This window comes from Rhodobacter sp. 24-YEA-8, assembly GCF_900105075.1.
Lineage (GTDB): Bacteria > Pseudomonadota > Alphaproteobacteria > Rhodobacterales > Rhodobacteraceae > Pseudogemmobacter.
This window is the reverse complement of the sequence record NZ_FNSK01000001.1, coordinates 3,268,678-3,289,896: the sequence shown is the minus strand read 5'-3', so window position 1 is coordinate 3,289,896 and position 21,219 is coordinate 3,268,678. Positions and strand designations below refer to the sequence as shown.

Sequence of the window (21,219 nt, the reverse complement as noted above, 5' to 3'; positions counted from 1 at the left end):
GTTGGGGGGTACCGCGAACAATGTCATCTGGGGCACGATAGCTCCGAGGATGCTAAATCAGGGGCGCCAGACCTGGAAAGGCAATAACATTGAGAAGCCTTTCAACCCAGGACTGGTGAAGGGACTGTTGTTCGCTCTGGGGTCCATTCCCGGCTACAGCGGGTCATTACCCCGATCCACCAGAGGCCGGGACTGAAGCGCTAAGTGAATGCCTCCGTTACAAGATGGAAATGGCTCCCTTCGAGTTTCTTGCCGGCTATCCGCCCGTCATCCAGCGTATAGCAACAGACAGGCCTCACGGTTGGGAGTAGTGCTTCACTCGCGAAGTGCTGCGTCACCTGAAGCCACTTATCGCGAAATGGAAATTCTTCTTCGAGAACCCCGCCGACATCTCCGATCAGTGCGAAGCCGCTGCAGACCGATACGTTGGCCATAAAGAGCAAAGGCAGTGCCTTGTTTCCGCTGAACTGGTCTGCTGCAGGTTCGCGTGTCACGCGGTGCAAACTTCGTTGTCAGCTATCAGCAGTCTTGTCCCAATTAAGCACGGTGCTTCAGCGCAGACGGTCCATCACCCGCACCAGCGCTTCGGAAATGCCGGGTTCCGACAGCGCGTGACCGGCCAGGGGCACGAAATGCACCCGCGCTTTGGCCCAGCCCTCCGCGAGGTTCCAGGCCGATTGCGGCGGGCAGACCATGTCATAGCGCCCCTGGACGATATCGGTGTCGATATCTGCGATCCGGGCACGGTTCTGTACGATCCAGCCGTCCTGGTCCAGAAAGCCGCCATTGATAAAATAATGGTTCTCGAGCCGGGCAAAGGCATGGGCATAATCGGCGGGGCTTTCGCCCATCCAGCCGTCGCTGCTGATCGAGGCAAGCGCGTTTTCCCAGCCCGACCAGATCCGCGCGTAGCGGATTTCCGTCATCCGGTCGCCCGAAAAGAGCCGCCGGTGATAGGCCGCGATCAGATCGCCGCGCTCCTCCTCCGGAATAGGGTCGATGAAGCGCTGCCACAGTTCGGGGAAAAACGCCCCCGCGCCGCCGCCGTAAAACCAGGTGAGCTCGCGCCGCGTCATGAGGAAGACCCCGCGCAGCACGAGGTTCGAAACGCGGCCTGGATGGGTGATGGCGGTAATCAGCGCCAGCGTCGCCCCCCAGCTGCCGCCAAAACCGATATAGCGCCCGATGCCAAGTGCCTCGCGGATACGCTCGACATCGGCGACCAGATCCCATGTCGTGTTGCGGATCACCGAGGCGCGGGGCACCGATCTTCCGCAGCCGCGCTGATCGAACAGCACCACCCGGTAATGGCGAGGGTCGAAATAGCGCCGCATCAGCGGGCTGCAGCCGCCCCCGGGACCGCCGTGAAAGACAATCACCGGAACGCCATCCGGATTGCCGCATTGTTCAACATAGACCTGATGGCCGTCGCCCATATCCATCATACGCTGGTCGAAAGGCTCGACCGGCGGGTAAAGGAAATCCGATGCGCGTTTTTGTCCTGATCTCTGGTCCATTGCGGTCTATATAACGTGATGAAAAGACAAAGTCGAACGAGGACATGCGATGTCAGCCGCAAGCACTATCGATCCTGCCGAAGTCGCCAAATTCCAGGCCATGGCAGAGGAATGGTGGGATCCTAAGGGTAAATTCCGCCCGCTGCATCTGATGAACCCCTGCCGGCTTGACTATATAACCAGCCAGATTGCCGGCGAATTTGGCCGTGATCTGACAGCACCGCGCGCTTTTGACGGGTTGCGTCTCCTCGATATCGGCTGTGGTGGCGGGCTTTTATCCGAGCCGATGGCGCGGCTGGGGGCTGATGTGACCGGTGCCGATGCGGCCGAGCGCAATATCCCGGTGGCCCGCGTCCATGCCGAGACCCAGGGTCTCCGGATCGACTATCGCCACACCACCGCCGAGGCACTGGCCGCCGCCGGTGAGCGTTATGATGTCGTGCTGAATATGGAAGTGGTCGAGCATGTCGCCGATCCGCTGGCCTATCTGACCGCCTGCCAGCAGCTGCTGAAGCCCGGCGGGCTGATGATCTGTTCGACCATGAACCGCAACACGAAAAGCTTCGCCATGGCGATCATAGGGGCCGAATGGATCATGCGCTGGCTGCCGAAAGGCACGCATGACTGGGCGAAATTCATCACGCCGGATGAGCTTTACGATCTGATCCGGCAGGCCGGGCTTGACCCGGTGGATCGCAAGGGGATGGTCTTCAACCCGGTCTCCTGGCGCTGGAGCCTGTCTTCGCGCGATCTTTCGGTCAATTATGTCACGGCGAGTGTAAAACGGTGAAAGCAGTGGTGTTCTGGCTTGTCCTTAGTCTTTTTGCGGCCTGGGCGGCGGCGGCGCTGTGGGTACAGTTCCCGCATGCACGCCTGCTGGCACTGGCCGGGTTGGGAATTGCGGTCCTCCTGGTGGCCTGGGCGCGGCTGGGGCCCGGCTGGGGCTGGACCGGGCTTGCCCTGCTGCTGGTTCTGGTCTTGGGCTGGTTTTTCAGCCTGCAGCCGCGCCAGGATCGCGACTGGGCACCCGATGTCGCGTATATAGTCAAGGGCGAGGCCGAAGGCAGCCTGGTTCATCTGGAAAACATCCGCACCTTCCGCTGGAAGACCGCCGATGCGGCAGTTGAGGGCTGGACCAGCCGGACCGTCGACCTGGCGAAACTCGACGGGGTCGATATGATCACCTCCTCCTGGGGTAATCCGAAAATCGCACATCTGCTGGTCAGCTTCCGCTTTCAGGACGGCACCCCCCTGACCTTCTCGGTCGAGATCCGCCGCGAGAAAGGCGAGAGTTTCTCGGCGCTTGGCGGTTTCTTCCGCCAGTTCGAGCTGTCGCTGATCGCCGCTGATGAGGCAGATATCGTGCAATGGCGCGCCGTGCCGCGCGCCGAAGAGGTGCATCTCTACCCGCTGGATCTGACCCAGGATCAGCAGATCGCGGTCTTTCTTGGCTTTCTCAGGCTGGGCAATGACCTGAACGAACGGCCCGCCTGGTATAATACCGTAACCGCGAATTGCGCCTCGGTGGTGTGGAAGCTGGCACGGGTACTGTCTTCCGATCTGCCGCTGGACCGCAGCCTCGTGATGCCGGGCCTGCTGCCGGAATATCTCGACCGCCTCGGCGCCCTTGCCGGGCCCGGCACGCTGGACGAAAAGCGCGCCCGCGCCCTGATCTCGCCGCGCGCGCGCGAAATGCCGCCAGGCGCAGATTTCTCCACATGGATCCGGCAATGAAGGCGCTGCGCCGGATCTGGCGCTTTATCCCGGCGGTGGGCGAGCGGATGACCGATGGCCATTTCGGCCTCGTCGCCGCCGGAGTGGCCTTTTACGCCATGTTCGCGGTCTTTCCCGGCCTTGCGGCAGTGGTGGCGATCTGGGGGATGATGGCCGATCCGGTGGTGATCGCGGGCTATCTCCAGGTGGCCGAGCGGTTTTTGCCCCCCGATGCCAGCCTGTTGATCCATGAGCAGGTCATGGGACTGGTCAATGCACCGCGCACAACGCTGGGCTGGGCCACGGTGCTTTCGCTGCTGGTCGCGCTTTATTCGGCGCGCAACGGGGTTTCGGCGCTGGTCCAGGGGCTTGATGTGGTGCATCGCGCAGTGCCGCGCTCCTGGCTGGGCGGCATGGCACGTGATTTTGTTCTGACGCTCGCGCTGATCGGCGCACTGATCGGAACGCTGGCCACGGTGGTGGTGGTGCCGATCCTCCTGTCCTGGATGCCACTGGATGATTTCGCGCCACGGCTGACCCGCTTTCTGCCCTGGGCGGCGATGCTGCTGCTGGTGCTGATCTGCCTCTCGATCCTCTACCGCTACGGCCCCAATGTCCCCCGGAACGAGCGTTCGCGCTGGTTCTCGGGCGGGGTCATTTTCGCGACCCTGGCCTGGGCGGGGGTCTCGATGGGCTTCTCGCTCTATCTCGAGAATTTCAACAGTTACAACAGGATCTATGGCTCGATCGGGGCCGCGGTAATCCTGATGATGTGGCTCTACCTCTCGGTCTGGGCAATTCTCGCAGGCGGGGCAATCAATGCGGAGCTGGATCAGGCGCGCCGCATCCGGCGCCAGATGGGCCGGATGGGCTGAGCGCCGCGCTCATGGCGCCAGCCTGATCCAGATCGGAAAGCTGCGCGACGCGGCACCGGAGGCTTCCGAAAGCGGATCCTCCGATGCCGGGCGCAGGATCCCCGCCTCAGCCACCTCAGACGCGGCACCGGGCAGGATTACCGCCGTGCGCAGGCCCCCGGTTTTTGCAAAAACCGCCGTGTCCAGCGCCGGATCGCCCAGCTGACCCGGATCTGCCGGTGCAAAAGCCGCGCGCGGCGCCGGGTCCTGCAGTGCGGAATGCGTGATCAGGCTGCGGATCGCATCATGCCGGCCATCCCCGTCAATCGGGTCGAGATTGCTGACGCCCATCACGACAAAGGGGGGCGCAGGCGGTGCCCATGGCAGCCGCCCCTCGATCAGCGCGGTCCAGAAGGCGGTCTCATCATGGTTGCGCCGCGCATTCACCTCGCCCGGCGCACCGAAAACCGGAGCCGCGCCATGCCAGGTCAGCAGCCGCAGCCGCCTGCCATCAGGGAGGATCAGCGGCACCTCCCAATGGCCGGTGGTCGAGAGCCGGAGCACCTCGCGCGCCTCGGAAGGCAGTGATTGCGGCCAGAGCGCACCGGGCAGATCGGCCCAGAGAAAGGGGCTGAAGTCACGCGCAGCGGCGCCGTCTGTCGGGAGTTTTGACAGGATCACCATGCCGGACTGACCGGCGAAATAGCCCCAGCCCTGGGCATCCCCCGGCCCGCCGCGCCGCCCGTCAAGATCCAGATCGAGACCGGTCGCGATGCCCCGATTGGGCCGCAGCGCGAAGAGATGCGGATAATCCGGCCCGATCAGGGCCAGACGGTCGGCAAAATGCCGCGCCGCCAGCAGCCCGTGGTCATAATCGAACCCTGCAAGCAGGATCACATCGGCATCAAGATCTGCCAGCACCCGAAGCGCCGCCTCGACCTGCGCATCTTTGCCGCTGACGATGTCGCGCAGCAAAAGGCCGGGCCCCCGGCGCTCCAGCTCGATATTCCACACTGCAAGCTTCACCCCCGTCTCAGCCAGCGCGGCAGTGACGGGCAACAGGATCAGGCAAAGCCAGGCGATCAGAGGGCGGCAACGATACCCGGATGAGTGGGCGGCAGATTGGCGACCCTGCGCTGCCGGATCATGGCCGCGATCCGCCCCATGGCGACGCCACGCATCAGAAGAGAAGCCGGAAGGAATGCCCATGCCGCCATCGTCCAGATCAGGGTTTGCGGCGAGGTGAGCGTTACCGGATCAAACCCGCCCGAGACCAGTGTCACCACCGCCGGGATCAGGAATGGCAGCAGAAAGCCTAAGGAAAGGTTAAGACGCGCGTCCCGCTCGAGCCGGTCCACCACATCGCCGCCGGCTGTCGGCTCGAATGTCGGCAGGTTCACCCAGACATTGAAATCCTTGTGGCGCGACGGCCAGCCTTTCAGCTTGAAGATCACAACAAAGAAAGCCAGCGAAATCAATGAGATGATATAGGCCGTTCCGGCGGCACTGCGGACAGCCGAAATATCGGCCGCGCTTGCGTTTTCCGACATCATCATCGTGGCAAGGCGGACGGGCGAATAGGGAAAGTCGAGCGAATGCCCGATCAACAGGCCAAGCGCCTCGAACAGGCGGGTAAAGGAAGTGGGGGCGATATTGGCCGCCTCGATCACCGAAAGAATGAAAACGGTGAGAAACAGCGCCAGGTAACGGATGCGGTTGAAGGGCGGCGCGTCGCGGAATTCGACAAGGCTCGGATAGACGGCATTATATTCGGCAAAGGTCAGGACGCCGCCGAACAAAGCGATCAGTGCCACCATCTGCTGCGTATCAGGCCCCGTCCCCGGCAGGATCACCGAGGGTGTGGCGATGAGAAGCATCACCAGAAATGCGCGCACAAGGGCGCCGGTCAGCCGTGAGACCACTGCCTTCACTTCCTCAACATGGACGGAAGCGATACGATGCCGCCTCCTGTTTCCCATGATCCCGCCGACATTATGGCGGATCGCCTCAATTTTGCCCAACTTTTGCCTACTTTCGCCGAGTGAAGCAACTATCATCCCTATGAGACCCTGGCCCTGTGGCCGAAACAGGGCGAAGATGTTGCAAGAATGGAGCAAAAGCGACAATCCCCGGTAAATCCGGAAGAAAAATCACGAGAATTCAACACATCGACAAAAAACGCGGCACCCCGGGGATGCCGCGTTGAAATCAACCACCCCGGGATTGCCCCAGGCAGACTTAAAGGGGCCAGGCGTCAGGCCCAGGGGCGGGCGGCCGCGTTCTGCTTCTCGAATGTGTCGATCGCCGAGACTTTCTCCATCGTGAGCCCGATATCGTCGAGCCCGTTCAGGAGGCAGTGTTTTTTGAACGCATCCACCTCGAAGGCAAAGCTCTTGCCATCCGAGGCCGAAACCGTCTGGTTCTCAAGATCCACGGTGATGCGGGCATTGGCGCCCTTTTTCGCGTCGTCCATCAGGTAGTCGACAGCGTCTTGCGGCAGGATGATAGGCAGAATGCCGTTCTTGAAGCAGTTATTGTAGAAAATATCCGCAAAAGAGGTCGAGATCACAGAGCGGATCCCGAAATCCATCAGCGCCCAGGGCGCGTGTTCGCGCGAGGAGCCACAGCCGAAATTATCGCCTGCCACGATGATCTGGCTCTCGCGATACGCCGGCTGGTTCAGCACGAAATCCGGGATTTCCTTGCCGTCGAGCGTGTAGCGCATTTCGTCAAACAGGTTCACGCCGAGGCCGGACCGCTTGATCGTTTTCAGGAATTGCTTCGGGATGATCATATCGGTGTCGATATTCACAAGCGGCATCGGCGCCGCAATCCCGGTGATGGTGGTGAATTTATCCATGGGTTTTCGCCTATTGGAGTTTTCTCAGCGCAATGCCCATCGCGATCAGGGCGGCGCCGACAGAGAGAAGTTCGATGGCCAGAAGCGTTCCAAGCAGGATCGCGCTGGCTGCGGGAAGGAAGAAAAGGACATAGAGCCCAAGTCCGACCGAAAGCAGCCCCGTCAGGATCAGGACCCAGAAGCCCTGACCTGCGGATGTTCCAAGACGGAAGGCCCAGACCAGCCGCAACACGCCGGTCGCGAAGAACAGTGCCCCCGCCATAATCGTCAGCGAAATCAGGCCCGCCAGCGGATTGGCCAGCAGCCAGACGCCCAGCACCAGCTGCATCAGTGCCAGAAGCATCAGCCAGCCGCGCGATGGCAGCGCTTTGTCCGAAAAGGCGGCAAAGAGCCCTAGCGCACCCGAAATCAGAAAGGCCAGGCCAACAAACACCGCCACCGCCAACGAGGCAGGAAGCGGAAAGATCAGTGCGATAAGCCCGGCGATTACGGCGAGCACGCCTGCAAGAATGCTGGTAGTGGAACCCTTCATGACGACTGTCCTTTGACTGTGTGAAATCAGGCGGTTTCCGCCATGATATCACGAATATCAGTCAGGTGGCCGGTAATTGCTGCTGCGGCCGCCATCACCGGCGACATCAGATGCGTGCGGCCGCCACGACCCATCCGGCCCTCGAAATTGCGGTTCGAGGTGGCAGCGCAACGCTCGCCCGGGGCCAGCTGGTCAGGGTTCATGCCGAGGCACATCGAGCACCCGGCCAGACGCCATTCAAAGCCGGCATCGGTGAAGATCTGCGCCAGACCCTCTTCCTCGGCCTGAAGCCGCACGAGGCCCGAACCCGGCACAACCATGCCACGGACGCCCGGCGCCAGTTTGCGGCCTTTGAGGATCCCGGCGGCGGCGCGCAGATCTTCGATGCGGCCGTTGGTGCAGGAGCCGATGAACACGGCATCGACCTTTACATCGGTCAGTTTCATGCCAGGGGTCAGGCCCATATAGTCGATGGAGCGCTGTGCCGCCTCGACCTTGCCACCCTGGAAGTCAGCGGCGAAAGGCACCGTCGCGGTGATCGGCAGCACGTCTTCGGGCGAGGTGCCCCAGGTCACGACCGGCGCGATATCTTCGCCTCTGATCGTGATCACCTTGTCGAAATGCGCGCCTTCATCGGTGAAGAGCGTTTTCCAGTAAGAGACCGCAGCCTCCCATTTCGCGCCTTTCGGCGCATGGGGGCGGCCCATGCAATAGGCGAAGGTCTTCTCATCCGGTGCGATCAGACCAGCGCGGGCGCCGCCTTCGATGGCCATGTTGCAGACCGTCATCCGGCCTTCCATCGAAAGATCACGGATCGCTTCGCCGCAATATTCAATGACATAGCCAGTGCCGCCAGCGGTGCCGGTCTTGCCGATCACGGCCAGGGTGATGTCTTTCGCGGTCACGCCGGGCAAGAGCTTGCCGGTGATCTCGACCTTCATGTTTTTCGATTTTTTCTGGATCAGCGTCTGCGTCGCCAGAACATGTTCGACCTCAGACGTGCCGATCCCATGCGCGAGCGCGCCAAACGCACCATGGGTCGCGGTATGGCTGTCGCCGCATACAACCGTCATACCCGGCAGCGTCCAGCCCTGTTCCGGGCCGACGATATGCACGATGCCCTGGCGGATATCGGTCACCGGATAGTAAACCACGCCGAATTCACGCGCGTTCTTGTCGAGCGCTTCGACCTGGATGCGCGATTCCTCATTGTCGATATGGGTCTCACGGCCCTCGGTCGTGGGCACGTTATGGTCGGGCACCGCGATGGTTTTCTCGGGCGCGCGCACTTTGCGACCGGTCATCCGCAGGCCTTCGAACGCCTGGGGGCTGGTGACTTCATGCACCAGATGGCGGTCGATATACAGAAGACAGGTGCCGTCTTCCGACGTATGGACGACGTGGTCGTCCCAGATCTTGTCGTAGAGTGTTCTCGGAGCGGCCGATTTAGGGGCGGTCATGGCTCTCACCTTTTGGGATAGCTTTTCAGATTGACTGGTTCACGAGGTCCGGCGGCGTCTGGGCAGGTGATCCTGCCCGCCGCGTCAAAGACGTGCGAGAATGTTGCGGGTCGCACCGAAAAACCGCGCCGGAAGACGCGCGTGGTCGGTGATGTTGAAATAGATGAACCCTTGCATAAGCTGGTATCTAGCCCCGAATCCTGTTTCAGGCAAGGGTCGGGCCAGATGGCGCCATGGCGAAGGCGGGCAGGCCCCCTCTGACGCGGGATGGGAGGCGCGCTCGGGCTATTTCAACGGCGAGAATCACGACAGGCGGACGCTCTGGATGACCACGCCGCTGAACCAGATCGCCCGGGGCGAGACATGGCGGTTCTGTCTGCCGGTTTCGACCGCAGACAGGCAGATGAAACTCCCGGTCCTGGACAGGAAGGGGACCACCTTCGATGTGATGCCCCGCCCGCGCGGCCTTACACTTCTGGTCGACGATCCGGATCACCCTGCCCGGCTGTCGGCAGCGATTAAGGCGCTGACAGAGCGGGTTGCACTGCGGCGCGAAGATCTCCCGCTTCGATGAGCGGGCGGCCACTGGTGGGTGGCGTGATGGCCTGGCGCTGCCGTCCGGGCACCCACGCCGAAGTCGCGGCCTTCACGCTCTGAACCCCCGCCCGCCGCCGCCATGCAACCTGATCCGTCGAATGTTGAGATTACCCGCTTCGGGTGATAGGCTGGCCTGAGATGCCCGGCGCGGGGCTTGCGCGCTGCTTTGGAGGACACTTCCCTGTCCCATACTGACCCTGCAACCGGCCTGCCGGTTGCCCCGCGCGCCGGACGCCCTGCCCAGACGGAATTCAGCTCGGACGCCGTTCGCGATGCCGTCATGGCCTCGGTTGAGGATGACAAGGCCGAGGATGTCGTGCTGATCGACCTGCGCGGCCGTTCGGATGTCGCCGATTACATGGTGATCTGCTCGGGACGTTCGTCGCGCCAGGTGGCCGCGATTGCCGAGAAATTGTCGGAACGCCTGAAGCAGGCCTTCGGTATTGTCTCCCGCATGGAAGGCAAAGAAACCGGCGACTGGGTGCTGATCGATTCGGGCGATGTGATCGTCCATGTCTTCCGCCCGGAAGTGCGTGAATTCTACCAGCTGGAAAAGATGTGGCTGCCCGCCGGACAGGTCGGGGCCGCCCGCACGCTGTAAGCCATGCGGGTTCATCTTTGCGTGGTCGGGCGGCTGCGTGCCTCGCCCGAACGCGATCTGATCGACGATTATCTTGACCGTTTCGGCAAGCAGGGCCGCGCTCTCGCGCTTGGCCCCGCCGCCGAGATTGAGGTCGAGGACAAAAAGGGCGGCGGCATGGAGGCCGAGGCCGCCCTTTTGTCACGCGCGATTCCTGCCGGCGCGCTGATCTGCACCCTGGATGAACGCGGGCGGCAGATGTCATCGCCGGATTTCGCGGGTCTGCTGGCGAAATGGCGCGATGCCGGGCGCCAGGACCTGGCTTTTGTGATCGGCGGTGCCGATGGTATTCACCCTGACCTCAGGTCCAGGGCCGATCACTCGATCAGTTTCGGTGCGATGGTCTGGCCTCATATGCTGGTGCGGGTGATGCTTGCCGAACAGCTGTACCGTGCGGCAACAATCCTTGCGGGCGGGCCCTATCACAGGGTCTGAACGCACCCTCCGGCGAAGCAGAAAGGCGGCAGATCGCTCTGCCGCCTTTGTCATATTCTGCGCCTGTTGCGCGCGGATCAGTTGGTGACCAGCGGCGCTTCGGTCTGCGCGGCCTGGCGGCGCGCGATTTCCTGACGGTAAAGTGCCAGGAAGTCGACATTGTCGATATTCAGCGGCGGAAAGCCGCCATCGCGGGTCACATCCGAAATGATGCGGCGCACGAAGGGGAACAGCAGGCGCGGGCATTCGATCAGCAGGAACGGATGCAGCTGATCCTCAGGCACGCCATCGATCAGGAAGGTCCCGCCATATTCCAGTTCGAGCAGGAACAGCGTTTCGGAATTGGTTTTGTTCTTCGAGGTGACCTTGAATTTGGTGATCACGTCATACTGGTGCTCGACACTGCGCTTGCGCGCATCAAGGCTGACCGCAACCTGCACATCGGGCTGCACTTCGACGCCGGCGAGGCCCTTTTGCACCACGACATTTTCAAAGCTCATGTCGCGGATATACTGCGCCAGAACCTGCATCCGGACCTGCGGAGCCTGAGCCCCGTTCGCACCTGTTTCTTCGGCCATCGAAATCCTCCTGGAATTTGCGCGGGCAGAGGCAGTTTGCCCGCCCGGGGGCGCGCCGCGCCAGTCAAAGCTACCGCCTTCCCCTAGCAGAGCGGGGGGCCGCGCTCAATGGCAAGCTCCGGGGCCAGCCCATGGGGCAGCTCCGGTTCCAGGACCGGGCTCAGCTCCCGCAGCGGCTATTCGATTTCGGTCCAGCGCGACGGGCGGTTGCGGCCAGGACCTGCGGGATGTTCGGGCGGTACTTCGACCCATTCACCATCGACCGTCACATCGCCTTGCTGCGTGCCGGCCTGCCCCCTGCCCGCGCCAGTCTGATGCTGCGAAAACGCGCCGGCGCCCATGACGCTGACGCGGGCCAGCACTGCGCCTTTCACCAGGGCCTGCACCGGTGGCAGCAAAAGCAACAAACCAAGCGCATCGGTCAGAAACCCCGGCAGGATCAGCAAGACGGCTGCAAGCCCCCGCATCAGCCCGGTAACCGGCGCATCGGCCGCCATCGCCGCCCCGCTCAGCCCCCGGTTCAGGCCACCGCTCAGCCCGTTGCGCAAAAGCCCGGCGCCGCGCTGCGCCACCATCCGCAGGATCACAATGCCGACAACCGCCGTCCCGACCACCCAGGCAAGGGTCGCCCAGAGGCCAATCCAGCCCCCGACAACCACAAACAAACCGATTTCAATCAGTGGCCAGGCCAGAATCAGCAAAAAACGCGGCATTTTGGGGTCCTTGTCGAAAGCATCATTGTCGCAAGGTTTACTTGCGGCCTGCTAAAACCTACATAGGAGATCAATCACGCCTCCCCAAGCCTTTGCCGCACCTTCCGGCCATTGCGACAGGGCGGCGCCAGTGTTTTTTGGCGGGATGACCGATGAATTCCATGCTTATCCAGCTCCTGGTCCTTGCCGGGGTCGCTATTTTCCTGGTTCTCAAGCTCCGTTCGGTGCTGGGAACCCGCGACGGTTTCGAAAAGCCACCGCTCCCGCTCGAAGATGCGCAGGCCCCGGTGAAACGCGATTTCGAGGTAATCGAGGGCGGACCTGACCGTGACATCACCGATCATGTGGCCGAGGGCTCGGATGCCGCAAAGGCCCTTGCGGGCATGAAAAAGGCCGAACCCTCCTTCGCGCTGACGCCGTTCCTCTCGGGCGCGCGTCAGGCCTATGAGATGATCCTTATGGCCTTTGAGCGTGGCGATCTCGACCCGATCCGCGATTTCCTCGGTGACGAGGTCGAGGCCAGCTTTACCGAAGTGATCCAGGCCCGCGAGGCGCGTGGACTGACGGTCGAGGCGAATTTCGTCGGGCTGAAGGAAATGGCGCTGCAAGAGGCGACCTTCGACCGCGTTTCCGGCTTTGCCGAACTGACCGTGCGCTTTGTCGGCGAGCTGACTTCGGTGGTGCGCGACAAAGACGGCACGGTCATCGAAGGCGACGCCAAGGCCGTCAAACGTCAGCGCGATGTATGGGTCTTTGCCCGCAAAATGGGGTCGGACGATCCGAACTGGCAGCTGGTCGCCACCGGCGACTGATCTGATGCCATGCTGCTGCGCCCTCTGGTCATCGCATTACTGGTCGGACTGGCTGCGGTGACGGGCGCGGATGACGCGCGCGCCGAGATGGTGGAGTTCGAATCCCTGTCCGGCTGGCGCGAGGGCGGGCAGCTTGAGGCGCTCGAGGCGTTTCTTGTCACCTGCAACCAGCTTGATGCACCTTACTGGCGGCCGGTCTGCAAGCTGGCAGGCGATGTGCCGAAAGACGATGCCTCGGCGCGGGCGTTTTTTGAACTCCTGTTCCGCCCGGTGATCATCGGCAAGCCACCGGCGCTGTTCACCGGCTATTACGAGCCAGAGCTGAACGGCTCGCCGGTCCGCACGCCCATCTATGCCTGGCCGCTTTACCGCCGCCCGCCGGATCTGCAGGACGGTATGGTCTATTACAGCCGTTCCGAGATTGAAGCCGGGGCTCTGCGCGGGCGCGGGCTGGAGATCGCCTGGATCGATGATCCGGTTGAGGTGTTCTTTCTGCATATCCAGGGCTCGGGCCGGGTGAAGATGACCGATGGCTCGACGATCCGACTGGGCTATGCGGGCCGCAACGGCCATGCCTATCGCTCCGTCGGGCAAGAAATGGTGCGGCGGGGTATGTTCGCGGCGCATCAGGTCTCGGCCCAGACCATCCAGGCCTTTGTGCGCCGCAATCCGGCCATCGGGGCCGAATTGCTGAACCACAACCCCTCGTATATTTTCTTCCGCAAGATCAGCAATCTGACCCCGGAAAAGGGCCCGATCGGTGCGATGGGCAAGTCGATCACGCCGATGCGCTCGCTGGCGGTGGATCCGGCTTTCGTGCCGCTGGGCGCCCCGGTCTGGATCGAGAAAGAGGGCCAGGCCGCCCTCAGCCGGCTGATGGTGGCGCAGGATACCGGCGGCGCGATCAAGGGCGCGCAGCGGGCGGATATTTTCTACGGCTATGGCGACCGCGCAGGCGATGCCGCCGGGATCGTGCGCGATGGCGGGCGGATGGTGCAGCTTTTGCCCATCGACCGCGCCTGGGCGCTGACCGGGGGGAACTGAGCCATGGCACGGCGACGGGTGCTCCGCCCCGAGGAGCGTGACCTCTGGCAGGCCGTGGCGCGGACCCTGCGCCCGATGCATGGCATTGAGAACAGTGCGCTCCCCGAGGATCTGGTGCCGGAGGCCATCGTCCCGAAAGAGACGCTTCCCCTTCCCCTCCCGCCGCGTGAGCCGGTGCTGCCGCGCTTCCGGCTGGGGGAAAAGGCGGTACCCGTGCAAAAGCCCGCCGCGCCGCCGCCTTTGCAGATGGATGCGGGGCTTCACAAGAAGATGATCCGCGGCAAGATCGCGCCCGAGGCACGGATCGACCTTCATGGCATGACGCTCGCCGTGGCGCATCCCGAACTGATCGCCTTTCTCCTTGGCGCGCAGGCTGCGGGCAAGCGGCTGGTGCTGGTGATCACCGGCAAGGGCAAACAGGTCTATGAGCCGGTGCCGCGCCCCATCGGCGCGCTGCGCCATCAGGTGCCGCACTGGCTGCGCCTGCCGCCTTTGTCGGCAGTGGTGCAGGAGGTGACCGAGGCGCATCTGAAACATGGTGGCACCGGCGCCTTTTACGTCTGGCTGCGACGCGGCTGACTCCGCGCGGCGGATATTGACCACATTCCGCTCTGGCACCAGGACCCGATCACGGCTATTTCAGGCGCATCCCAGTCGGAAAGGCCCTGCACATGAGCTTCTCGCGCGCGATCAAGATCGCCCCTTCGATCCTCTCAGCCGATTTCGCAAATTTCGGCGCTGAATGCGAAGCGATCGAGGCCCAGGGCGCCGATTGGGTGCATGTCGATGTGATGGACGGGCATTTCGTTCCGAATATCACTTTCGGCCCGGCGACCTGCGCCGCGATCCGTCCGCATATCAAGGGCGTGATGGATGTCCATCTGATGATCGCGCCGGTCGATGCCTATCTCGAATCCTTTGCCAAAGCCGGCGCCGATTTCATCTCGGTCCATCTTGAGGCGGGCCCGCATATGCACCGCTCGCTTCAGGCGATCCGGGGATACGGCGTCAAGGCAGGGATCTGCCTCAACCCCGCAACCGGGATTGAATCGGTGGAATATCTGCTCGACCAGATCGACCTGATCAATGTGATGACGGTCAATCCGGGCTTTGGCGGGCAAAAGCTGATCCTTTCGCAGATCGACAAGATCCGCCGCCTGCGCGCCATAATCGGTGACCGCCCGATCCATATCGAGATCGATGGCGGCGTCACCACCGAAACCGCGCCGCTGGTCGTTGCTGCCGGTGCCGATGTGCTGGTGGCAGGTTCGGCGGTCTTCTCTGGCGGGTCGGTGAAAAACCCCGCACCTTATGGCGAGAACATCCGCGCTTTGCGCGCCGTGGCCGAGGCGGCCCGCCAATGACCGCCTCTGCAACCCCGGTAATCTTCGACCTCGACGGCACGCTGATCGATTCCGTACCCGATCTCCGGGCCGCGCTGAACCAGGTTTTCGAGGCCGAGGGCCTGGCGCCTTTCGACCTCCCTACGGTCACCTCTTTCATCGGCAAAGGCATCGCCAATCTGGTGCGGCGCGCGATGGAGACCCGGGGCCTTGACATGGCGCAACATCCCCGGCTGGTTACCGCGATGGAGGCCGCATATGAGGCCGATCCCACCGCGCGCACGCGGATCTATCCCGGAGTGATCGCGGCGCTTGACGCATTGCAGGCCGCTGGCCACCCGCTTGGCATCTGCACCAACAAGCCCGAGACAGCAGCACGGATCGTCCTCGACCAGATGGGGCTGACCGGCTATTTCGCCGCCATCGTCGGCGGGGGCCGTGTCGCGCTGAAGCCGGATCCCGCGCCGCTGCATCTGTGCATCAGCGAACTGGGCGGCGGGACGGCACTCTATGTCGGCGACAGCGAAGTCGATGCCGATACCGCGGTCGCAGCCGGTCTGCCTTTCCTCCTCTTCACCGAAGGCTACCGCAAATCGCCGGCCGAAGAGATGCCGCAGACAGCGCGGTTTTCGGATTTTTCGGAACTGCCCTGGCTCGTGGCCGAACAGGGCTGAAGCCCGGCGCCCCGGGACGCAGGCGTTAAAACGCAGGCGCGGCCACTGCATCCAGCAGCCCGCGCCCGCCATCCACCACCAGCACCTGACCAGTGACAAAGCGTGACGCATCCGAGGCGAGATACTGGATCGTCTCGACCAGTTCGTCGGGTGCCGCGATCCGGCCAAGGGGCGTGCCGCTCTCGATCCGTTCCCGCAGCGCGGGCACTTCTTTCAGTGCCAGTTGCAGGCTTGCGCTCATCACCGAGCCGATCGAGACCGCATTGACCCGTATCCCTTTCGGCGCCAGCGCCACGGCGAGCGTCCGCGTCATCTGCTCCACCGCCGCCGAGGCCATGGAATAGCCCAGCAATTCGGGCTGGACCCGGACCGCCGCCACCGATGAGAAATTGATGATCGAACCGACAGCGCCATATTCATCCGGCTCGCTGCCGGCCGCGGCCTGGATCATCCGTTTCGCCACCAGCTGGCTGAGCCGCAGCGTCGCAACCACATTCTGCTGCCAGAGCGTCTCGACATAATCCGCCTCAGGGTTCAGCACGTCTGAGATCTGGCAGCGGCGCGCGGCATTGACCAGAATGTCGATCCGCTCAAAAGCCTCGATTGTGGCCGAGACCAGGTTCACCAGCGTCAGTTTTTTCGTCAGATCGCCGGGGAACAGCCGCACCGAGCTCTCGTCCTGGGCTGCCTCGCCCATCTCGGCGATCAGCCGCACCTCATCCGCATCGGCCAGCATGACCCGCACGCCCTTGTGGATCAGATGGCGCGCGATGGCGAGACCGAGGCCGCTGGCGGCGCCGGTAACAATGGCGGTCTTGCCGGAAAGCGAAAAGGACATGCTGGGCCTCGGGGTTCTGGCGGCGCTTAGCGGGTCGGGCGGCGCGGCTTGATGGCGCGGGTCACGCGGAACGCATTGGTCTGCGCGACCGTCTCATATTCCAGGAAATGGGTGGTCAGCGCCTCATCATAGGGCAGATGGCGGTTGGCGACCATCCAGAGCGCCCCATCCGGCGCCAGCATCTTCCGCGCCGCCTGGATGAAGGCCAGCCCCAGCCTTGGGTCAGAGCTGCGGCCGATATGGAAGGGCGGGTTCATCACCACGGTCTCGACAAGGCTTTCCGGGCGGAAATTCAGCGCATCTGCCCAATGGAACCGGGCGCGCGCGTCCTGGATATTCTCGCGCGCACAGTCCAGCGAAACCGCTTCGGCCTCGACCAGATCGAGCCTTTTGACGCTGGCCCGCGCAAGGATCGTTTGCGACAGATAGCCCCAGCCCGCACCCAGATCGACCACTTTCGAGCCGAGCTTTTCGGGCAGCGACTGTGCCAGCAGCACCGATCCAGGATCCGGCCCATCAGCGGAGAAAACTCCCGGCCGGGTGATGAAACCGCCCCCGATCTCGCGCGGGCGGGCGGCCCATGCTGCCAGTTCCGGCCCGGCGGGGAAGGCCGCTATACGACCATGCGCTTTGGAAATCGGGCCCGACAGCGCGACGAGCGGCTTCAGATCCTTCAGCGCGGTCTCGATACCATCGGTCTTTTGCCCGTCTACCAGCACCTGCCCGCCCGGGCTGACCGCTGCTGCCGCCTCCGCCAGAAGTGCACGTGCATATTCGCGCGCGCGCGGCACACAGACAAGCGCAGCCGCCCAGGGCCCCTCGCCTTCGACCGCGTAACCGCGCGCCGCGAAATGGTCGCGGTCGGGACGAAAGCCCGTCAGCACGGTGGTACGATCTTTCGGAAGGGCAGAGAAGTCATCGCCTTCCTGCGGACGATAAACGGCAATCCTGCCTTCTGAAGGAAGCACAAAAAGGCCCTGTTCCAGGGCCAGCTCTATCCGGGATGCACGCATGTTCCGCCTGTAACGCGAGGGCCAGTTTTGCCCGCCTTACTCTTTTTCCATCGTGCATTGAAGCGGATGCTGGTGACGACGGGCGAAATCCATCACCTGGGCGACCTTGGTCTCGGCCACCTCGAACGAGAACACGCCGACCACGGCAAGACCCTTTTTATGAACCATCAGCATGATATCAAAGGCCTGGGCATGATTCATCCCGAAGAAGCGTTCCAGAATATGGACCACAAATTCCATCGGTGTGTAGTCATCGTTCAGCAGCAGGACCTTATAAAGCGGCGGACGCTGTGTCTTCGGCTTGGGCTTGGCGAGAAGCGATGTCTCCTCGCCCGGCGCGCCACCCGACCCACCGGCGCCCGGACCATTTTCGCGGTCAGACAGGGTAAACGGGTTATAGGCCAAATCGGGTTCTCCGGCTGCTGAAAGGATTCGCATTGTCTTGAATCTGACAGGAATATAATCGCTTTTCTCACCACGAAAAGAGCCACGAGAGTGTTAAGATCGCATTGATGCATCAACGCCCGTGTCACAACAACACCGGGGAACCGCCAGATGATCACCTCCATCGGCTTTGATGCGGATGATACGCTGTGGCAGAATGAGGCGTTTTTCCGCCTCACCCAGGAATATTTCACCGATCTCCTGCACGACTACAGCGACCCGCATCAGCTGCATGAGCGGCTGCTCGCGGCGGAGAAGCGCAATATCGGCGCCTATGGCTATGGGGTGAAGGGCTTTACCCTGTCGATGATCGAAACCGCGATCGAGGTGACCGAGGGGCGTGTGCCGGCCTCGGTGATCGCGGAACTGCTGGGCGCCGGGCGTGCGATGCTGGATCATCCGGTCGAACTGATCCCCCATGCCCGTGAAACGGTCGAGGCGCTGGCAGGGCAGTATCGGCTGATCCTGATCACCAAGGGCGATCTTTTGCATCAGGAGCGCAAACTGGCGCAGTCCGGGCTTGGTGATCATTTCGACGCGGTCGAGATCGTTTCGGAAAAGACGCCCGACATGTACCAGAAGATCTTTGCACGCCATGGCGAGGGGGCATCGCGCGCGCTGATGACAGGCAATTCGATGCGTTCGGATGTGGTGGCACCGCTGGAGGCGGGCGCCTGGGGTGTGCATGTGCCCAACGGACCCGCCTGGGAGCTGGAATCCGCCGATGAACCGGTGGAAAACCCCCGCTACCGTCACCTTGCGGACCTGTCTTTCCTGCCCGGATTGCTGCAAGACCTCTGCCAGGCCCCCAGGAAATAGCGATGTTTGCGGCCATTCACCCTGGATATGGCGGGTGAAACATAGCTGCATCAGGTGAAATTTCCACGAAAACCCCTTGAAATTTCCGGGTTTTCCACCAGGGTGACCTGTGCTAGCCTGTCTGTCAGGCAGAAGTGAGATCCCATAAAAACCGGGGTCCGAAACAGGCAAAGGATCGGCGACGTGGCATCGCTTATCGGGCGGTTTATCCGCAGCATCACGCTATTCATTGCGCTTTTTGCGCTGATTCTTCCTGCGCTGGCGCCGACTCCGGCCCATGCTGCACCCTTTGCTGCGATCATCATGGATGCGCGCACCGGCGAGGAGCTCTGGTCGCAGAATGCGGATACACGGCTGCATCCCGCCTCGCTGACCAAGATGATGACGCTCTACATCACCTTCCAGGAGATCCAGGCCGGGCGCCTGTCGCTTGATACCGTGGTCACCGTGACGAAACATGCCGCCGCGCAGCCGCCCTCACGGCTGGGGCTCAAGGCCGGGCAGCAGATCAAAGTACGCTACCTGATCCGCGCCGCCGCGATCAAATCCGCCAATGATGCGGCTTCGGCGCTTGGCGATCATATCGGCGGCAATGAGGCGGCTTTCGCAAGCCGCATGACCCGCACCGCCCGCGCGCTCGGGATGAAGAACACCACTTTCAAAAACGCCAATGGGCTGACCGCGACGGGCCATCTTTCGACCGCGCGCGATATGAACCTGCTCGGGCGGCACCTGTTTTACGACTTCCCGCAATTCTACAACATCTTCTCGCGCCGCACAGCTGATGCCGGCATCGCCAAGGTGGTGAACACCAACAGCAGGTTCCTCGATGGCTATGAAGGCGCGGATGGCATCAAGACCGGCTATACCGTGCCCGCCGGGTTCAACCTGACCGCATCGGCCAAGCGTGGCGACAAGCGCATCATTGCCACTGTCTTTGGCGGCACATCGACCGCACAGCGCAACGCCAAGATGGTCGAACTGATGAACAAGGGCTTTAACCTCGCGAAGAATGGCGTGCGTGAAAAGCGGCCGGCGGCCGCCGGTATCCAGGGCGGCGATGCCGTTGCCGCCGACCTGCTTGCCGATAACAGCCCGGCGGCCATCGACACGCCGAATGTGCCCGGTGGCGCCGCCAAGACGCTGCGCGTGTCTGGCGCGATGACCAGCTCGCCGCGCCCGAAAGCCCGGCCCACCCGGGGAGGTGCCCCCGAGGCACTGATCGCCGAGGCGGCGCCGGTCGTGGTGCCGGATGCGCTTTCGGCGGCCATTGCAGAAGGCGTCGAATCGGCTTTGGCCGAAGCCACCGCCGTTCCGCCGCCGCCCGGCACGCTTGAGGCGCAGGCCGTCGAACTTGCAGCCGCATCCGGGGGCGCATCCGAAACGGTTGACCCGCAAGCGGTCGAGGCGGCGCTGGCCGTCGCGGCAGCTGCGACACCGGTCGCCGAAGAGGCGCCGGCTGTGGCAATGGCTGCGGTGGCACCAGCCCCCGCTCCGGGCAGCCTTGAGGCCCAGGCTGCGGCACTGGCCGCGGGTGGCGCCCCGGCAGAAACCCCGGCGCCCGAGGCCGTTGCCCCCGCCGCGCAGGATGTGGCTCTGGCCGGGCTGCGGCCGATGCCCCGCCCTGAACATGTGACGCGGGCTGCGGTTGTGCCCGATGCTGCACCTGAAACGCTGCTGGCTGAAGTCGCCCCTGCACCCGCTCCGGTCTATGAGCTTGTCGCACCGGCCGCCGAACCGGCTGCTGAAGAGATCCGGCTTGCCGGGGTCAGCGATGTCGCGCCCGAAGTGGTGTCCGAACTCCCTGCGCCGTCGGGATATGAGGGCGCGCTGACAGCCGTGGAAACCGTGGCGGCGGATGCGCGAACCATGGTCACCGATCCCGAGGCCCCGACCCGTCGCGCGCCGATCTTTGAACCCGTCCGCATGGCGGCGGCAGAGCCCGTGCCCGAAGCTCCGGCTGAAGAGCTGGTCGTCGTGTCGAAATCGACCTCGGGCGGGCGCGGTTTTGGTGTCGCGGTCGGCGCCTATAATTCGCATTACGAGGCCGAACGCGCGCTTTTGCGCACCGGCTTGACCGAAAGCGCCACGCTCGACCAGGGGCTGCGCAAGGTCACGCAGAAGGGTGGAAAATACCGTGCCTCCTTCCTGGGCCTCACCGAAGACCAGGCTGACCTTGCCTGCCGCCGGCTGCGCGCACGCGGCACCGCCTGCGAGACGATGGGGCCGGCCTGAGCGTCTCCGGCTGACAGGTTTGACTGAATGCAAAAGGCTCCGGGATCAGATCCCGGAGCCTTTTTCGTTCCCCCTGCCCCGTCACTCCGCCGCAGCCG

The 21,219-nt window shown here is 63.1% G+C and carries 24 protein-coding genes; 13 read left to right on the top strand and 11 right to left on the bottom strand.

Annotated features, from left to right (window positions below; genetic code table 11):
- Positions 1-551: 551 nt before the first annotated feature.
- The gene (gene pip / locus BLW25_RS15840; RefSeq protein ID WP_092900805.1) at positions 552-1,517 is read right to left on the bottom strand and encodes a prolyl aminopeptidase; all 966 of its coding nucleotides are present in this window, start codon (positions 1,515-1,517) and stop codon (positions 552-554) included.
- Between the two features lie 49 nt (positions 1,518-1,566).
- Here pip and ubiG point away from each other — a divergent pair, with 49 nt between their 5' ends.
- Genes ubiG through BLW25_RS15825 form a run of 3 tightly spaced genes read left to right on the top strand, consistent with a single transcriptional unit; the run spans position 1,567 to position 4,105 of the window.
- On the top strand, positions 1,567-2,307 hold the full coding sequence (ubiG, locus tag BLW25_RS15835) for a bifunctional 2-polyprenyl-6-hydroxyphenol methylase/3-demethylubiquinol 3-O-methyltransferase UbiG (RefSeq protein ID WP_092900802.1): 741 nt from the start codon (positions 1,567-1,569) through the stop codon (positions 2,305-2,307).
- Between the two features lie 8 nt (positions 2,308-2,315).
- On the top strand, positions 2,316-3,251 hold the full coding sequence (locus BLW25_RS15830) for an Lnb N-terminal periplasmic domain-containing protein (RefSeq protein ID WP_253188510.1): 936 nt from the start codon (positions 2,316-2,318) through the stop codon (positions 3,249-3,251).
- Positions 3,248-4,105: a YihY/virulence factor BrkB family protein gene (locus BLW25_RS15825; RefSeq protein ID WP_171909584.1), complete on the top strand. Its 858-nt coding sequence runs from the start codon at positions 3,248-3,250 to the stop codon at positions 4,103-4,105. The genes BLW25_RS15830 and BLW25_RS15825 overlap by 4 nt, the downstream gene beginning before the upstream one ends.
- A 9-nt stretch (positions 4,106-4,114) precedes the next feature.
- Here BLW25_RS15825 and BLW25_RS15820 read toward each other — a convergent pair whose 3' ends face one another.
- The 5 genes from BLW25_RS15820 to leuC all read right to left on the bottom strand — a co-directional run bounded on the left by BLW25_RS15820 (position 4,115) and on the right by leuC (position 8,936).
- On the bottom strand, positions 4,115-5,110 hold the full coding sequence (locus BLW25_RS15820; RefSeq protein WP_253188508.1) for an endonuclease/exonuclease/phosphatase family protein: 996 nt from the start codon (positions 5,108-5,110) through the stop codon (positions 4,115-4,117).
- A 56-nt stretch (positions 5,111-5,166) separates the two neighbouring features.
- A complete protein-coding gene (locus BLW25_RS15815) occupies positions 5,167-6,063 on the bottom strand; it encodes a hypothetical protein (RefSeq protein ID WP_092902177.1) in 897 nt (298 codons plus the stop codon).
- Positions 6,064-6,338: 275 nt separating this feature from the next.
- Positions 6,339-6,944 carry a 3-isopropylmalate dehydratase small subunit gene (gene leuD, locus BLW25_RS15810; RefSeq protein WP_092900793.1) on the bottom strand — a complete coding sequence of 202 codons (606 nt, stop codon included), beginning with the start codon at positions 6,942-6,944 and terminating at the stop codon, positions 6,339-6,341.
- Between the two features lie 10 nt (positions 6,945-6,954).
- On the bottom strand, positions 6,955-7,476 hold the full coding sequence (locus BLW25_RS15805; protein ID WP_092900790.1) for an HdeD family acid-resistance protein: 522 nt from the start codon (positions 7,474-7,476) through the stop codon (positions 6,955-6,957).
- 26 nt (positions 7,477-7,502) lie between these two features.
- Positions 7,503-8,936, bottom strand: coding sequence for a 3-isopropylmalate dehydratase large subunit (gene leuC, locus BLW25_RS15800; protein WP_092900787.1), 1,434 nt, complete (start codon positions 8,934-8,936; stop codon positions 7,503-7,505).
- 325 nt (positions 8,937-9,261) lie between these two features.
- Between leuC and BLW25_RS15795 the strand changes: the two genes are divergently transcribed.
- The 3 genes from BLW25_RS15795 (at position 9,262) to rlmH (ending at position 10,608) form a co-directional block, all read left to right on the top strand.
- A complete protein-coding gene (locus tag BLW25_RS15795) occupies positions 9,262-9,510 on the top strand; it encodes a hypothetical protein (protein ID WP_092900784.1) in 249 nt (82 codons plus the stop codon).
- Between the two features lie 303 nt (positions 9,511-9,813).
- The gene (gene rsfS, locus BLW25_RS15790; RefSeq protein ID WP_092900780.1) at positions 9,814-10,134 is read left to right on the top strand and encodes a ribosome silencing factor; all 321 of its coding nucleotides are present in this window, start codon (positions 9,814-9,816) and stop codon (positions 10,132-10,134) included.
- Positions 10,135-10,137: 3 nt separating this feature from the next.
- Positions 10,138-10,608 carry a 23S rRNA (pseudouridine(1915)-N(3))-methyltransferase RlmH gene (rlmH, locus tag BLW25_RS15785; protein WP_092900777.1) on the top strand — a complete coding sequence of 157 codons (471 nt, stop codon included), beginning with the start codon at positions 10,138-10,140 and terminating at the stop codon, positions 10,606-10,608.
- Between the two features lie 77 nt (positions 10,609-10,685).
- Here rlmH and secB read toward each other — a convergent pair whose 3' ends face one another.
- Complete coding sequence (gene secB, locus BLW25_RS15780; protein WP_092900774.1) at positions 10,686-11,186, bottom strand: protein-export chaperone SecB; 501 nt, start codon at positions 11,184-11,186, stop codon at positions 10,686-10,688.
- A gap of 176 nt (positions 11,187-11,362) precedes the next feature.
- Positions 11,363-11,899, bottom strand: coding sequence for an FxsA family protein (locus BLW25_RS15775; RefSeq protein ID WP_092900771.1), 537 nt, complete (start codon positions 11,897-11,899; stop codon positions 11,363-11,365).
- Between the two features lie 152 nt (positions 11,900-12,051).
- On the opposite strand from BLW25_RS15775, the gene BLW25_RS15770 reads away from it, so the two are divergent.
- The 5 genes from BLW25_RS15770 to gph all read left to right on the top strand — a co-directional run bounded on the left by BLW25_RS15770 (position 12,052) and on the right by gph (position 15,772).
- Positions 12,052-12,711 (top strand): Tim44/TimA family putative adaptor protein, encoded by a 660-nt coding sequence (locus tag BLW25_RS15770; RefSeq protein WP_092900768.1) that lies wholly within the window; start codon positions 12,052-12,054, stop codon positions 12,709-12,711.
- A gap of 15 nt (positions 12,712-12,726) precedes the next feature.
- The gene (locus BLW25_RS15765) at positions 12,727-13,755 is read left to right on the top strand and encodes a murein transglycosylase A (RefSeq protein WP_253188560.1); all 1,029 of its coding nucleotides are present in this window, start codon (positions 12,727-12,729) and stop codon (positions 13,753-13,755) included.
- A 3-nt stretch (positions 13,756-13,758) separates the two neighbouring features.
- Positions 13,759-14,334, top strand: a complete 576-nt coding sequence (locus BLW25_RS15760; protein WP_092900762.1) for a Smr/MutS family protein — start codon at positions 13,759-13,761, stop codon at positions 14,332-14,334.
- 92 nt (positions 14,335-14,426) lie between these two features.
- On the top strand, positions 14,427-15,119 hold the full coding sequence (rpe, locus tag BLW25_RS15755; RefSeq protein WP_092900759.1) for a ribulose-phosphate 3-epimerase: 693 nt from the start codon (positions 14,427-14,429) through the stop codon (positions 15,117-15,119).
- On the top strand, positions 15,116-15,772 hold the full coding sequence (gene gph, locus BLW25_RS15750) for a phosphoglycolate phosphatase (RefSeq protein WP_092900756.1): 657 nt from the start codon (positions 15,116-15,118) through the stop codon (positions 15,770-15,772). The genes rpe and gph overlap by 4 nt, the downstream gene beginning before the upstream one ends.
- A 25-nt stretch (positions 15,773-15,797) precedes the next feature.
- On the opposite strand, the gene BLW25_RS15745 is transcribed toward gph, so the two are convergent.
- The 3 genes from BLW25_RS15745 to clpS are packed head-to-tail and all read right to left on the bottom strand — an operon-like array spanning position 15,798 to position 18,028.
- Positions 15,798-16,610, bottom strand: a complete 813-nt coding sequence (locus BLW25_RS15745) for an SDR family NAD(P)-dependent oxidoreductase (protein WP_092900754.1) — start codon at positions 16,608-16,610, stop codon at positions 15,798-15,800.
- Between the two features lie 26 nt (positions 16,611-16,636).
- A complete protein-coding gene (locus BLW25_RS15740; protein WP_092900751.1) occupies positions 16,637-17,623 on the bottom strand; it encodes a class I SAM-dependent methyltransferase in 987 nt (328 codons plus the stop codon).
- A 36-nt stretch (positions 17,624-17,659) separates the two neighbouring features.
- A complete protein-coding gene (gene clpS, locus BLW25_RS15735; RefSeq protein WP_249496036.1) occupies positions 17,660-18,028 on the bottom strand; it encodes an ATP-dependent Clp protease adapter ClpS in 369 nt (122 codons plus the stop codon).
- 150 nt (positions 18,029-18,178) lie between these two features.
- On the opposite strand from clpS, the gene BLW25_RS15730 reads away from it, so the two are divergent.
- Together BLW25_RS15730 and BLW25_RS15725 are read left to right on the top strand one after the other, a co-directional pair.
- Positions 18,179-18,886, top strand: a complete 708-nt coding sequence (locus BLW25_RS15730) for an HAD family hydrolase (RefSeq protein WP_092900748.1) — start codon at positions 18,179-18,181, stop codon at positions 18,884-18,886.
- A 183-nt stretch (positions 18,887-19,069) separates the two neighbouring features.
- Positions 19,070-21,121, top strand: a complete 2,052-nt coding sequence (locus BLW25_RS15725) for a D-alanyl-D-alanine carboxypeptidase family protein (protein ID WP_290438701.1) — start codon at positions 19,070-19,072, stop codon at positions 21,119-21,121.
- Positions 21,122-21,219: the final 98 nt, after the last annotated feature.